This window comes from Bradyrhizobium sp. CB2312 (assembly GCF_029714425.1).
Taxonomy (GTDB): Bacteria; Pseudomonadota; Alphaproteobacteria; order Rhizobiales; family Xanthobacteraceae; genus Bradyrhizobium.
The window spans coordinates 8,386,698-8,401,144 of sequence record NZ_CP121668.1 but is presented as its reverse complement, the minus strand read 5'-3'; the positions used below and the strand labels follow the sequence as shown (position 1 = coordinate 8,401,144).

General features: G+C 58.2%; 12 protein-coding genes. 1 reads left to right on the top strand and 11 read right to left on the bottom strand.

What is annotated here, in order from left to right:
* Positions 1–173 precede the first annotated feature (173 nt).
* The 11 genes from QA642_RS40350 to QA642_RS40300 all read right to left on the bottom strand — a co-directional run bounded on the left by QA642_RS40350 (position 174) and on the right by QA642_RS40300 (position 12,515).
* The gene (locus tag QA642_RS40350; protein ID WP_283081815.1) at positions 174–1,010 is read right to left on the bottom strand and encodes an SDR family oxidoreductase; all 837 of its coding nucleotides are present in this window, start codon (positions 1,008–1,010) and stop codon (positions 174–176) included.
* A gap of 731 nt (positions 1,011–1,741) precedes the next feature.
* Positions 1,742–2,848 (bottom strand): nodulation protein NodZ, encoded by a 1,107-nt coding sequence (locus QA642_RS40345; protein WP_283081814.1) that lies wholly within the window; start codon positions 2,846–2,848, stop codon positions 1,742–1,744.
* Positions 2,849–3,018: 170 nt separating this feature from the next.
* Positions 3,019–5,046 carry a carbamoyltransferase gene (locus QA642_RS40340; RefSeq protein ID WP_271608639.1) on the bottom strand — a complete coding sequence of 676 codons (2,028 nt, stop codon included), beginning with the start codon at positions 5,044–5,046 and terminating at the stop codon, positions 3,019–3,021.
* 322 nt (positions 5,047–5,368) lie between these two features.
* On the bottom strand, positions 5,369–6,157 hold the full coding sequence (locus QA642_RS40335) for an ABC transporter permease (protein WP_283081813.1): 789 nt from the start codon (positions 6,155–6,157) through the stop codon (positions 5,369–5,371).
* 3 nt (positions 6,158–6,160) lie between these two features.
* On the bottom strand, positions 6,161–7,075 hold the full coding sequence (nodI, locus tag QA642_RS40330; RefSeq protein WP_283081812.1) for a nodulation factor ABC transporter ATP-binding protein NodI: 915 nt from the start codon (positions 7,073–7,075) through the stop codon (positions 6,161–6,163).
* 8 nt (positions 7,076–7,083) lie between these two features.
* Positions 7,084–8,793 carry a nodulation protein NodU gene (nodU, locus tag QA642_RS40325; protein WP_283081811.1) on the bottom strand — a complete coding sequence of 570 codons (1,710 nt, stop codon included), beginning with the start codon at positions 8,791–8,793 and terminating at the stop codon, positions 7,084–7,086.
* A 13-nt stretch (positions 8,794–8,806) separates the two neighbouring features.
* The gene (gene nodS / locus QA642_RS40320) at positions 8,807–9,436 is read right to left on the bottom strand and encodes a nodulation methyltransferase NodS (protein ID WP_283081810.1); all 630 of its coding nucleotides are present in this window, start codon (positions 9,434–9,436) and stop codon (positions 8,807–8,809) included.
* An 11-nt stretch (positions 9,437–9,447) separates the two neighbouring features.
* Positions 9,448–10,827 carry a chitooligosaccharide synthase NodC gene (gene nodC, locus QA642_RS40315; protein WP_283081809.1) on the bottom strand — a complete coding sequence of 460 codons (1,380 nt, stop codon included), beginning with the start codon at positions 10,825–10,827 and terminating at the stop codon, positions 9,448–9,450.
* 16 nt (positions 10,828–10,843) lie between these two features.
* Positions 10,844–11,503, bottom strand: coding sequence for a chitooligosaccharide deacetylase NodB (gene nodB, locus QA642_RS40310; RefSeq protein ID WP_283081808.1), 660 nt, complete (start codon positions 11,501–11,503; stop codon positions 10,844–10,846).
* Entirely contained in the window at positions 11,500–12,132 is a 633-nt protein-coding gene (locus QA642_RS40305; protein ID WP_283081807.1) for a NodA family N-acyltransferase, read from the bottom strand. Before QA642_RS40305 ends, nodB begins: the two co-directional genes overlap by 4 nt.
* 41 nt (positions 12,133–12,173) lie before the next feature.
* Positions 12,174–12,515 (bottom strand): hypothetical protein, encoded by a 342-nt coding sequence (locus QA642_RS40300; protein ID WP_283081806.1) that lies wholly within the window; start codon positions 12,513–12,515, stop codon positions 12,174–12,176.
* 451 nt (positions 12,516–12,966) lie between these two features.
* On the opposite strand from QA642_RS40300, the gene nodD1 reads away from it, so the two are divergent.
* Positions 12,967–13,911, top strand: a complete 945-nt coding sequence (gene nodD1 / locus QA642_RS40295) for a transcriptional regulator NodD1 (RefSeq protein WP_271611101.1) — start codon at positions 12,967–12,969, stop codon at positions 13,909–13,911.
* Positions 13,912–14,447: the final 536 nt, after the last annotated feature.

Genomic DNA, 14,447 nt, shown 5'->3' with positions numbered 1-14,447 from the left:
TCTGACGCCAAGTGTTCACGAGATGACATAGAACCGTAACACCTTTTCATGGCACGACGGTAAACTTACGGTGTGCTTTCATTCCATTTTGCAGATTGCGCACGCGTCGTCAGCGGAGAACATAACTACCGCTGCTGCAGCTCAAGTCAGCGGTGTCCCCAAGGCCGGCTCATTCACAGATGCTGCCCACCATTGACCGGCACCTCGGCCCCCGCGACATAGCTCGCCGCATCCGAGCACAGGAAGAAGATGACCTTGGCCACTTCGTCCGGGGTTCCCACTCTGCGAAGCGGGATACTTGGCACGAGACGCGCTTCTGTGTCGGGCGATAACATGTCCGTCCTGATCTCGCCGGGCGCGATCGCATTCACGCGAATTCCATGCGGTGCATAATCGTGGGCCATTTCGCGTGTCAGGCTCGCGAGCGCAGCTTTCGACGTCGCATAGGCACTGCCCGCAAACGGGTGCACCTGCGAGCCCGCAATCGAAGTCACATTCACGATCGATCCTGACGCGGCTCTTAGCTCGTCAAACAGCCCCTGCGCCAGCAGGATCGGGGCCACCAGGTTGAGATGGAACACCCTCATCCAGGTCTCGATCGACGTCGTCAACGACGTCATCCGATCGCCAGCGGGCGTTTTCGGCGAGACGCCGGCATTGTTCACCAGTGCGTGCAAAGGTGCACCGGCCAAGCGCTCTTTGACCTCAGTGATCGCGCGCGGCAGCATTCGATGATTGCTGAGATCGATCTGCACGTGATCTTCGTTCCCTGCCTCCCAGGGGCATCGCTGGCCGTCGAACGGCTGACGCGCGCAAGAAATGATGCGCCAGCCCGCCTCAGAGAACAGCTTGGCAGTGGCGTGACCAATTCCGCGCGATGCTCCGGTGAGCAACATCACTTTCTGTTCTCCGCCATGAACACGGGCTTTATCGGTCTGAAAAGGGCAAGCTAAATTTGTGTCGGGCACCTGGCCTTCGATCAGATCGTTCTTTGGCAGATCGAAATCCACGCCCGCCTCCTCTCCTGCTGCGTGCGGCATGCGTAGCAGGATTTGGGCCACTGCGATGCATGTAAATCCGCTTCCGTTTTGCGTCCTAGTGTCGCGCACGCGGAATGCTCGGTTCGTTCAAGACATAGTGCGTGTGCTTTGCGACAGCGATGGTGCATCAGCTACGTAAACTAGCGAGCACACTCGCCGTCGTAAAGACAAGGCTGCGGGCAGCGCCCCAACTCGAAAGCTGACGTTACCAGAGTCGCACGTTAGATTCGTCGGCAACTGATGCCGACTTCATCGCGGCCTGCTCGGACGTATCCAGCACTGGCACATCGCCGGGCGGATTGATTCCGGACCGCGACCTGGCGTACTGAATGTTTCTTCAAAATAGTGGATTTCGAGAGCGCCCGTTCACACCAGCGAGTACCGACCGCCAAGACGGAGCTCACGGGATGAACGGAGAGCCTTTCGATATATTCATCCGCGATCGACGACCGATTAGCGTCGACTTGCGCCCCCGAAGCGAGGACGTGTTACACCTGTTTACCGTGGCGGCAGCCACGCTAAGGTCATTGTTGTCGACGTCGAGCTTCAGCGGAAGACATTCGGCCCCCGCGTCGCTCTGTTCTCCGGTGGAAGTTCGCGACAGAGCATCACTTCGGCCAGACAATTCCCGCCCCGAAAGATCTGCCAATACTGCTGGATGCAAAAAGCGGCAATCAGATCAATCACGCGGGCAACGGCTCTCATGAAGCCACGAGCGCTTGCGAGGATTCTTCAATCAGGATCAATCGGCTCGGATCGTTCAAATCGAATTCTATAACGCGTGGGGCAAAGAGACGCGCATAGCGCGTAAAGGCGCTCGTCGGGGGAAAACGAATCACAGTGTCGCAGCGCGCAAGGAGGTACATATCGATGAGGGCGGAAAAGCCGCCCTCGGCTCCGAGCGTGGCGTTGTGCAATGGGCCGGCCTGAGGGGCCTGGAACTGTTTTGGAATCGTGAAAACATCAGGAAATATAGTCGAAACCTTCTCAAGGACGATCGCGCTGTCCGTGCACAGGAAAGCCTTCACGGGTTTTGAGTGGGGTAACTCCCTAGCCTTATCAATGGCATTACAGACCTGTCGCAAGGCGCGCTCAGGGTCAGCCCAGTAGGGAGCATGCCCCATAATGTCCTCGCCGTTGCCATGCCGGACATGAATGCCGATTACGCTGTACGATTCAAAGTGCTCGCGGTAGATCGCATTAATCCGAGACTGAATTTCAGGTCGTGGCTTGATGCTCCGGAAGACTTCTCGTTCGGCCTCCTGATCGCAGCGCCACATCAGGCAGGCGTCACACACAACCGTCTTAGCGTCACTATCTTTCCGACTTTGGAACAGTTGATCGAGTTCGTCGCGTTCTCGGAAAATCTGTTCGTCCGGACGGTAGATGCAATCGATGGATGGCTTGTTCCACCATGCCGGGAAGAATGGTCCCGGAAATGAATAATGATTGATCTCGTTGTCGCAAATCACCCGCACGCCAGCAATGCCTTGAACCGGTTCGAAGAAGACTGGAAAGGCGTTCGTGGATGGCTCATCGAGATAACAAGATCCCCGCCAATCAATGGCTAGCGTCCGTCCTGTCTGCTTTGCAAAACGCCAAGCTGCCGCCAGTGACCACAGGCAGTCGCCGAACCCCGTGCGTCGCCGGGAAACTACGAACCTATCATTCTTCGAACCGCTCTGCATTGCCTCTTCCCGGGCTCCTGGTTGGACAAGAGACGTCATTGCAGACGTCTCACGTATCATCTTGTCCGACGTCACGGTCTGAAACCGCGGTGCCGGCGAGCTGCGTCGGTAGAACTTCATAGCAGCGCTATCCGTGATGGGCCGCGTTCTCGCAACACTTTCCGTCTTTTCTTGATCGGTGATGCGTCGACGTGCCCGATTTCAGTCGGATTCCCGATGCCCCCCCGTGCGTCGGATGGTCTGGCCTCCTCACATGCAGGCATAGGCATGGCCATGCTCATGAGTTCCGGCTATGTTTCGCTTTGCACTTTATTGCAGCCGCAAGCCGCGCGCGGCGGATGCAGCCGAACGCCACGCAGCTCCCACACGAGCCGCAGCTCCTTCACGAGATCTTCACGCTTGGCCTGGTCCTGCATGGTTGCGTCGAGAAGCCAGCCGAGCGACGCCTCGCCCTCGATCCGCATCAAGATCTCGAAAAGCTCATGTGAGATACGCATACTATCGTGGGCGGAATGTCCTGTGCGGATCTCGCAGACCGTTTCCTGACGTTCTGGCGCTGTGTGGGAGCGAACACGATGCAGGGATGCATACGGCGGCAATGAAACGCCCAGCGCACTCCAATCCTGCAGTGATGCTGGCCGCTTTCTGACGAGGAACGGCCCAACAACAAGTCCGTCCAGGTCAGTCGTCAAGAACGTGGTGATCGCATCTGACACGGACTCCACGATCGGCTCGGCATTGTTGTTAAATGAGGTATTCAGAAGAACTGGGATGCCCGTTCGCCTCTTGAACGCATTAATTACATCCCAGTAGGTGGGGTTTGCCTTGCGCGATACTGTCTGCAGCCGAGCGGTCCCATCAACGTGTGTGATCGCACCGAGCACGGTACGCTTGGTTTCACGCACACGAACCACGAAGTTCATGAAGGGGAGCTGCCGCGTGCCGTCCGGGAGCTCAAAGAACTCGCTCGCATCCTCCTCCAGTACAGATGGCGCAAAGGGGCGATAGCCCTCGCGCTTCTTGACCATCGCGTTGATGCGGTCCTTGTTTTCCGCAGGCCGCGGGTCCGCAAGAATGCTGCGGTTACCAAGCGCACGTGGGCCGAACTCAGAGCGGCCCTGAACCCAGCCGATTACATCGCCATTCGCCATCCAGTCTGCCGCACTAGATGCTATGTCTTCACTTCGTTGAATGTCGAGGTGGCCTGACCATGCGTTGAGCTCCTGCTCAACGGCTTGCTCGTTGCCGAGATCGGGCCCCCAATAAACGTCCGGCAGTCGCTCCCGCGGCGCCGGCCTGCCCAGCTCGTTTGACAGCATCAACGCAGCGCCGAGCGCGCAGCCGGCGTCGTGCGCCGCGGGTTGAACAAAGATGTCGTCAAATAGCCCGGAATAAAGCAGCTTACCATTCAGTGTGCAATTATGGGCTACTCCCCCAGCCAAGCACAAGCGTGTAATGCCCGTCGCTTCACGATGGTGCCGTAGGATGTGAAACACGATCCGCTCCAGCGCCTCCTGCAGCGAAGCGCTGACATCTCGATGCTGTTGGGTGAATGGCATTCCTTTTCGCCGAACCTCGATGTTGCGGACCAGGGCCGGACCGATCCGGTCCATGTGAACGCGATAGCCACCGTTCTCCAACAATTCGTAGAACTGCGCGAAGAGCTCGCGATAGGGAGCGGGATCACCATACGGGGCAAGCCCCATCACTTTGTACTCGTCGAACAACCCGTAGCCGAGATATCGGATCGTCTCGAGATAGAACAGCCCCAGGGAGTTATATTCCGGGAAGCTTGCAAGTTGCGCAATTTCGGTGCCAGATCCCACCGCCAATAAGCCGGAGAGAAAATCGCCACCGCCGTCGACGGCAAAAACGAGACTTTGCTCGAAGCCGGACATGGCAAACGCGCTCACGGCATGCGCTTCGTGGTGATTCACGAAGGAAAGCCGCGACGGATCGATCTCAGCGCCGAACTCCCGTGCTAGCAGCTGGCGCAGCAACAGTTTGGCGTCCAACGGAACGGGCTGAGAAACAGAAAGGCGCTCGAGCATGGTGTTGCAGTAGGCTTCAGTCGCGTAGAACGCGATACGGTCAATCTCGCCGAGCTCAACTCCTGCGGTAGAAAGGCAGTATCGGATCGAATTGCTCGGGAACTTGTTAGAGTGCTTCACGCGGTTGAGGCGCTCCTCTTCGACAGCAGCGATCACGCGGCCATCCTGGACAAGAACCGCAGCGCCATCGTGAAGAAATGTATTCGGCAGCTCCGGCGTGCTTTCATAGATTCTGTCAAGTCCGCCACTCACTCCCAGGCACAACATCTCGTTCTCCATATGATCCTGCCGGGAACGCTAACTGCGTCCCACCTATCTAATCTGGACAGTCACGCTCCGTCGGGTGCGCGGGCCAGACAGCACAACACAATTTTGCAAAGTCCCTCTAGGCGCCTAGCGACAGGCGCTCAGAAAGTACAGGTGCTGGCGTCCGCACGATCGACCGAACAGACGGCCGTAGACCTTGCTCGATCGGGGCCTCTTAAGGCCATTGAAGCAGCTGCTGTGACAGACCAGGTCATCCCGAGCTTCCGCAGAACGCATGTGACATTGTATCGATGTGACTTTCGCCATTTTCGCTGAACTCACATCAACGCAGCAGGCGGCGCCGAAATAGTGCTGTCGACGCGAAAAAGGGCAGGACCGCGTAGACGCAGAGCGCACCTACGTGCAGGGCAGCGGTGTCACCGCCGCGCTCAAGCATCGCTGGGCGAATAAGGTCGACCGAATGTGCGAGAGGCAACAAGCCAGCGAAATGCTGAAATGAGCCGGGCAGTTGGCTCGTCGGAAAGACCGCGCCACACAAAAACACCATAGGAGTGAGGACAAGTGTCTGGTAAAACACGAAGTAATCGTAACTTGGCGCAAGAGATATGACGACCATCGCCAGGCTGGCGAAGACAAGGCCAGTAAGGGCGATTGCTGGCATCGCATACAGAATGGATGGCCATGACGCATAACCCAGCGTGGCAGCGACGATCCAGATCGCTGTTCCGGCCAGAACGGACTTACTCGCCGCCCACACCAGTTCACCCAGAACGATGTCGCCAAGCGTGAGCTGAGTGGAGAGGATTGCTTCCCAGGTGCGCTTGGCGTCCATGCGTGCAAAGGCTGCATACATGGTTTCAAAGGTCGCGGACGTCATGGCGCTGGTCGCGACCATGCCTGCCGCCAGAAACGCGATGTACGATGTCCCCTCAACGCGCCCCACGATCAGTCCGAGGCCAAAGCCGAGGCCAAACAGATTGGTTATAGGATCTGCGAGGTTGCCGAGAATCGATGCAAGTGCGACTTTCTTCCATGCTAGGAAGTTCCGACGCCATACCGCAATCCAATTGTACGCGTTAGCGGGCATCACCGCCGTAAAACTTTCACCCATCGCTCACTTCTCCATCTCGCGCCCGGTCAGCCGCAAAAACACGTCCTCGAGATTCGGGGGACGCTGCAGAATACGAAGGCCCGCTCGCCCGCGCAGTTTCACGCGTACCTGGTCCGGATATGGCGCATAACAAAAGAGCGTCTCTCCACTCACTTCAAGGTGCCTTGCATGCGGCCTGATCAGCTCGCAGAGCTGATGTGGATCACCGCCATAGATTTCGACCACGTTGCAGCCAATATGCTCATCTATGAGGTCGTCCGGCTTGCCTTCGGCGATCTTGCGTCCACCCTCGAGGACACACAGCCGATCGCACAGGCGTTCGGCCTCTTCCATGAAGTGAGTGGTCAAGAGAATCGTCTTGCCGCGCGCAAGCAGAACTCGCAGACGTTCCCAAATCAGGTGGCGGGCGTGCGGATCCAAGCCAGTCGTCGGCTCGTCCATCACGAGCAGATGCGGGTCATTGATTAGCGCACGCGCCAACGTCAGCCGCCGTTTCATACCACCGGACAACTCGGACACGCGCACGTCCGCCTTGCTTTCGAGGCGCGCAAACTCGAGCAGCGATGGCGCGACCGCCTCGATCTTGCGAGCGCTCATGCCGAAATAGCGACCAAACACAAGCAGGTTCTCTCGAACGGTGAACTCGAGTTCAAGGTTATCGAACTGCGGCACCACGCCGATGCGCACGCGCGCCACACGAGCGCGGGAAGGCACAGGCTCATCGAGGACCGTAATCTTGCCTGCGTCCGGCGAAATCATGCCGAGGAGCATACGCGCAATCGTGCTCTTGCCAGCTCCATTTGGACCAAGCAGGCCGAAGCATTCTCCGCGCGCAACCGAGAACGATAGTTCATTGACGATGACCTTGTCGCCAAATGACTTTTTCACGTCGGCAAGCTCGATTGCTACGGTGGACATGGTCACCCTTAGGCTGACAAAAGTCGCTCGGCCGACAATGGCTTCCTTACCACCGTTTTGGTCCAGAGCTGGCCGTCGCACCACACATGCTCGACACGCTCCCATTGGCAGGCCGCGGCAGCATCCGGGAAGAATCCCCGCCCGTGGAGGTTGGCGCTCGTGTTGCAGAGCAGCGGTATCCCCGTGAGTTGCTCAAATTCGACGAGAAGCGCGGCGATTTTGTGCGGAGAGTTGCGGGAGATGGTCTGCAGCCGAGCGGAGCCGTCAAGATGGACCACAGCGGGGATCTTGTCGCGCCATTCCGCCCGGGTCTGGTGATCGAACAGCATGTAAGGATCTGGCGTACCCGGGCTGAAAATTTCTGGCGCCCGGTCCTCCAGACAGATCGGCGCCACCGGCCGGAAGTGCTCGCGACGCTTAATCTCGTTGAGATGATCCTTCATTGCCGGGGAGGTCGGCGCTGCAAGAATGCTTCTGCCGCCCAACGCCCGCGGCCCAAGCTCGGCGCGCCCCGAAAGGAAGATGACGGGCTTGTTGTCGGCCAGAATCACCGCAAGTTCACGCAGACTGCATGGCGCCGCCTCCCAATCCGGCGGAAGCTGGCTGTCCTGCAGGGCCGGACCACTGTAGACTGACCATTCCAATGGCCCGAAGCCATTTTGCGCTGCCATCGCGCCGCAAGCAGCGCCGATTGCCGAGCCGCTGTCATTCGGAAACGGCGGCACCCAAACATCATCGAACAATCCCGCCGCACGAAGCGCGCTGTTCCATTTGATATTGAGACCGCAACCTCCGGCGATACATAGATTTCGCGCTCCCGGAAGCGACGAGTATCGCAGCAAAACCACCGCCATTTCCTTGACAAGAAGACGTTCCACGAACACATGAAACGACGCAAGGACGTCCTCCGCTCGCTTGGCCGTCAGGCGCAATGCGCTTGCCTCGAAGAAGTCGTGCACAGCTGCAAGCGACGATTCTGCATTGTTGATGTCAGCGCGGTAGCAACGAGCCTGCTCCGTGTCAGCGGCGAAGCGCTTTTCATAGAGCTCCTGAAACACTGCCACAATGCTTTCGTCGATAGAACCAAGCGCGATGTAAGCCATCAGCTTGCCGGCGATGCCTAAATCCCAACTGGAGCGGTTTGGCTGCCTGTATGGGCCGAAGTGAAGGCCCGCGGCAGCATAGGCATGGCCGATCATCGGAAACAGGGATGCGATGAACCGTGCCCCCCCGGGTTCCACATAGTAAAGGCGCGGAAAGATGCAGCCATCCCATACCAGACAGAACGCGGGTTTTCCCGCGCTGGCAAAGGGACTGGTGCTATATGCTGACGCGACGTGGCCCGTAACGTGCGGGTAGCTCTTATATGGAAACACCTTGCCTCCGAGGATCAGGCCAAAGCCGTCGACGGAATCAAGAAGGCCCTCAGCATGGCGCTCGACATACGGCGCCCCTTTCAGCGCGATCGGCACAGCGCCACTTAGGACCTGGAACTGCGACTCAATCTCCCCATCCCAGCCGTCGATGACGAACTGATCGATATCCCGCGGATCCAGGCCATGCTCCGCCAAGGCGAGCACGACTGCATCGAGATTCTCGACGGATTGATAGCGTGGACTGTTGCCGCGCTTCTCTTGCTCGGTGCAAAAGACAAGCCGCCCGTCCTCGACGACAGCAATTGCCCCGTCATGTGTTAACTTGATGCCGCAGATGCGCATACGATCCCCTGGTCTAGTGGCCGACGTTTGATTGTTCTGACGAATGACCCGGCTTCCGGAACCGGACGATCAAGCAGTCTTCGTTGACCGACTCGGTGTGGCAATGCAGACGCTCGATCTCCGATAGGCTCTCGTTGAAGAGAGCGATCACCGTTTCGGCACCAGCAGCATGGCCCCATCGTTGACATGCGGCATCACGTGCGGACCCGAAAATCAGAGCTCCATTTGGCGCAAGCATACTCACTAGGTTGCGGATAGCCGCGTGCATCTCAACAATGTCCTTGAGGTAGTAAAGAACTTCGGCCACGACAATCAAATCGAACCGCTCGATGGTCGAGAACCGCTGGATGTCGGAGGTCACCCACGTGATATGCGACCACTTCCTGGTCCGTCGTCGCGCTCGCTCGATGGCCTGCGGCATGACATCGACCACAGTGAGCCGTTCGCATAGCGGCGCCAGCATGCCGGTGAATGCACCGGCTGCACATCCCACTTCGAGGGCACACGCAACGTCTCCATTGCAACGCGACATCCGGAGCATTTGCGCGTATCGCTCCTGCTCGAAGGAACTACTGTCGAGGCGCCATGGATCGTCGGCAGACAACTCTCGCTCTAATAGCTGATGGTTTGCGTCCGGGATCATGAGCCTATCACCTACTTGCAGGCGGTCGAACGATCGCAACCGCAAACACTCTTCGTTGCCGTCAGGCTCGATTCAGGGCTCGAAAGCCCCGCCTTATGAATTATTCCAGACATTCCCCATTTACTTGCAGCACTTGGTTCAGCGTTCGGGTGCAGGATGACAGACTGCTTTTCCCCTTCGGCCGGCACATTGGCGACCTTGCGCGATAGCCAATCGCTGTTGCTCAAGGTACAAAGCGCATAGGCCTTCAAAGGAAGTAAGAGAAAGATATTGATCGGTGTGTGGAGCGCGAAGCCGAGAAACCGCAGTTCGCGAGCACGAAGGGCCGCCACACTGCAGCGGACCATTGTCATTGCTGCAAGCGTCAATCCCGTCCACCAGGGTACAGAACCGGCGATTAGGAGCTGTGCGAGCGCAGCCAGTGATGACAGGGCGAGAAGCAACGGGCCGAGATTTTGCCCGACAACGTCTAGCGTCAGATAGCCATCGAGTTCTGGCAGCAGGCGTAATGCAAGGAACGTGTCCCGGAAGGTACTGCGCGCCCAGCGGAGTTGCTGGCGTAGATATGGCCCAAGGCTGTCCGGGACGACTGTTGCTGCGATCGCGTCCGAGACGTATTCCGTTCGAAATCCCGCCTTGAGCATGAGGATCGTTAGATGGCGATCCTCGCCGAAATCGCTCGGCTTCCCACGAAAGAATTGGGCTTCGTATTGATCGAGAAGCAAGGCGAGCGCGGAGCGACGATACATGGCACATGGGCCGCAGCAGCACATGACGGCACCGAAACGCGCCTGCGCCGCGCGCTCCTCGTTGCATGCCAACCAGTATTCCATATCGATCAACCTGGTCAGCCAGGTTTGGCTGCGGTTGCTCGCTATCAACTGACCCATGGCCGCGCCGACTTCCGGGTCGTGCATCTTCAATACAAGCTTCGTGACAACGTCAGCGGCAAGTATCGTATCCGAATCGACGTTGAGGACCAAGTCACCGGATGAGTTGCGTATTGCGGCGATCTGCGCCTTGCGCTTTCCAACGTTGTTTGCCAGCAAGATGACGCTGAACCTCGGATCGTTCGCATAGATTTTGTGTACAGGCGCGACAACGTCGCGATTTGAAGATCCGTCATCTACCACATACACCTGTAGCTTTCCGGTGTAGTCTTGACTCGCAAGTGACTCCAGACATTGGGCGAGCGTGATTGGATCCTCGTTGAAGCACGGTACGATGACGTCTACACTGGGAAGGACCGGCTCCGATCGTCCCAGGTTGTCCTGCCGCGATGGGAGGTTCGTCGTCGGTTGGGCATAAAGCGCTTGCGCGCTCTTGTAGATCGTCGAGAGCAGCGCATAAGACGAAACAGCGACAGCGCTTGTTGTAGCGAGCAGGTCCATAGGGTGTCTGTTTTTTTCAGTGAATTTGAGGGAGTGGACGGATTACAAACCCGCGCCGTTGTAGCGCCGGGATCAGATGTGACAGCGCGATGGTGGTCTGATCTCGCAGCGTGGCATCAGTGCACGGTCGCTCCTCATCAGGAGGATATCCGTCGTGCAGGAGCACAATTGCACCCGGGCGAACGCTCGCCAGTACTGAATTTACAATTCTATCAACCCCAGGGCGGGACCAATCTCTCGGATCGACAGACCAGTGCACAGCTGTGAGACCAGCGCTCGCTGATACAGCGAGCACCTCTTGTGTCCACATGCCGTAAGGTGCTCGCATGTGCCTGAGTGAGGCCTGCGGGCACGCCGAACGGATCGCCTCGCTCGCCGCCAGAACTTCATCGCGTACCTCCGCTGGTCCGCATCTGGATAGATCCGGATGCGTCATCGTGTGGTTTGCAACCTCGTGCCCTTCCGCGATCATTCGTCGAACGAGTTCAGGTTGTTCGGCCACGTACGTGCCGATCACGAAGAACGTCGCCGGAGTCCGATGTTGCGCCAGCACATCGAGCACCTCTGGCGTGCAAAATGGATTTGGCCCATCATCAAAGGTCAAATACACGGGGCGACTTCCACTCACGTCAGCGTAGTCACAACGGACAGCAGATAGGGGGAAAAGCTCTTTCATAACTCGGGCCCGTTCCGATCGATGATGGTCCCGGCCGGCCACTCGCTTATCGAGCGTCCAACCGGAAAAACCACCACGATCACGTCTTCGATGCGGATCGGCGACAAATTGGGATAGACATCCGGATGCGTGGAGCGGACGCGAATGCCAGATATGAGGGTGGCGAGCCCCTGCCTTTCGACCAGTCGGGTCATATGTTTCTCAAGCGCGGGCCGAACCGTGCCAAAGCCGAATGGAATCCCAAGCTGCTGCAGCATGGGATACATCACGCGCATTGCCTGGCTAATTCCCAGGCCTTCAAGATCCGGGCGCACCGCATATAACCCCAGTTCGCCAACGAGAAGATCGACCCCACCAACATTAATGAAACGGCGTAGTAGCCCGATGTGAGCAGCTATCCCGCGCGCGTCGTAACCGATTACGCGGACCTCAGGTCTTGCACCGGCCCAACTTCGGTTGCCCTCAAATGGCTGCGCATTGAACGCACCAGTCGGCCCGTAACTTTTGCGGAAGAACTCGGCGAGCTCCGCATGATCAGCGAGCCGCAGTTCGCTTTCCCAGCGGAGGCTCCACTGCACTTGAGCGCGCGCAGTAGGGGCTCCCGCAGTCCGGGATGCGGCAATGTTCATGGCGGGCTTCCTTGCGCCAGTGGAATTATGAGCGGAGATGGTCACGCGAATTCGCTAGTCGCCGAACCGCTGATCAATACTGAAATGCGCTGCGATGCCCCTCGGAGCGCGGCACTCCTCGCCTGCACCGCGCCAGGCGCCTTCGCTCGCGACGAAGCGATCTCATGGCTCGCGCTCGTCATCCGGCCAATGCCCTGCGCGAGATAGGCCGGAAGATGCCGGTGAGGCGATTGGACTAGCCAGATCCTATCTGCACCACGGAGCTTTTCGGCCTCGTCTAACATCTCTGGAGACGTTTTGAGGTCTGCGGGCAGGCCTTCGATGCGCGGCGCCTCATCGATGGCGCAGCCGAGTGGCATCAGATCACACTGGTTCTTATACATCTTCGACGCGCCCTGAATGCGATGGACAGGCGAGCCATTTGGAGAGCTGCCTGAATGACTGGGCATCCGCAATCTGCGCCTGCCGCTATTTCCCGACACTAGAACGCGGCTGAACGCGCTCTCAAGTGTACGCGGGTAAACCTGCAATATGGAAACGGATGAAACACGCATACCAAGGTTTACGGAGATCTGCCTGGCGTCTCTATCGAGCGACCTTCGCATCGAGACGAAGCGACGCGGCTCGCACGGCGCGCCCATGGCCGCCCTCGAAGCGGATGCGCCGGCTGCTCGCACATCCAGGAGCTTTTCTCTGAGCCAGCGTGAGCGAGCAGCAGCCATCGTGGTATGCCTGATTACTTTTGCAAACTGATGTTTGCTATCCAACGTCCAGCAATTTGGTAAAATCGATTGTTCCGATGGAACACATCCACACGATGGATAGACTTACAACATGCGGTTCAAGGGACTTGATCTAAACCTTCTCGTTGCGCTCGACGCTCTGATGACGGAGCGCAACCTCACAGCGGCGGCGCGCAAAATTCACCTGAGCCAGCCCGCTATGAGCGCTGCGATCGCGCGGCTGCGCACCTATTTCCGCGATGAACTGTTCACCATGCGAGGTCGCGAGCTCGTCCTGACACCAGGCGCGGAGGCGCTTGCAGGTCCGGTGCGCGAAGCCCTGCTGCATATCCAACTCTCGATCATATCGCGGGACGCGTTCGACCCTACTCAGTCGAGCCGACGCTTCAGGTTCATCCTCTCCGATTTCATGACGATCGTCTTTCTTCGCAAAATTGTGGACCGTATTGCACAGGAAGCTCCCGCGGTGCGCTTCGAATTGCTGCCATTTTCCGACGAACCCGATGAGCTGCTCCGCCGGGGCGAGGTGGATTTTCTCATTCTGCCGGAGCTGTTCATGTCGAGCGCGCATCCTAAGGCGATGCTGTTTGACGAGACCCTCGTATGCGTCGGATGCCGCGAGAACAAGCAGCTATCGCGGCAGCTGACATTCGAGAAATACATTTCGATGGGGCACGTTACGGCGAAGTTCGGACGGGCGCTCAGACCAAACATCGAAGAGTGGTTCTTGCTTGAGCACGGCGTCAAGAGACGCATTGAGATCGTTGTGCAGGGCTTTAGCCTGATTCCGCCGATATTGTTAGACACAGGCCGTATCGGCACAATGCCCTTGCGACTCGCCAAACACTTCGAAAAGCGGATGCCACTGCGGATCGTCGAACCGCCGCTCGCCCTGCCCACGTTCACCGAGGCTGTGCAGTGGCCTGCGTTCCACAATACCGATCCGGCGAGCATTTGGATGCGGCGGATATTGTTGGAGGAAGCATCCAACATGGCATCTGGGCATCAGGAGCCTCCAACTCGCAGGCGCTGCTAGGCTCACCGTAAGCCACTCTCGGCATGTTCCAAATACGCTAACAATCCTTCGACCTACTCGGCCGCTTTCGTCACTTCAACGTCTCTGAGGCCAAGCTGCCAGCGACGGGCGATCGGCTGCGAAGACTTGCCGAGTCGAGCGTGGTGACCTCGCAGATGAGGCGCTTGCACCGCAAACAGGCGACGCCCGGCACTATCGCGGCACAACACGCCTCCTCCAGTGCAATAATGTTTGGCCTGTCGCATAAAATCGCTTGAACCACACACTGCGTCAGGTTGTAGGTTGACCGCCGTGATGAAAGCTGCGCTAGGCGGCTCTCGACTGGACGCTTTGGCGAACTCACGGCACTGGCCGGACATTGGGTTGATCTGCCATTAACCAACCGGCCGGGTCCTGTCGCGTGGGTCGCCGGAACCGGCGACACCGATCACCTTTGGGACTCCTGACGGCTTCCGGCCGCTGCTGGCCGGCCTACCGCCTTGCTCTCCATTGTTGCGATCATTGCACGAGCGTCTTTTTCGCGGTCGTAGGATGGA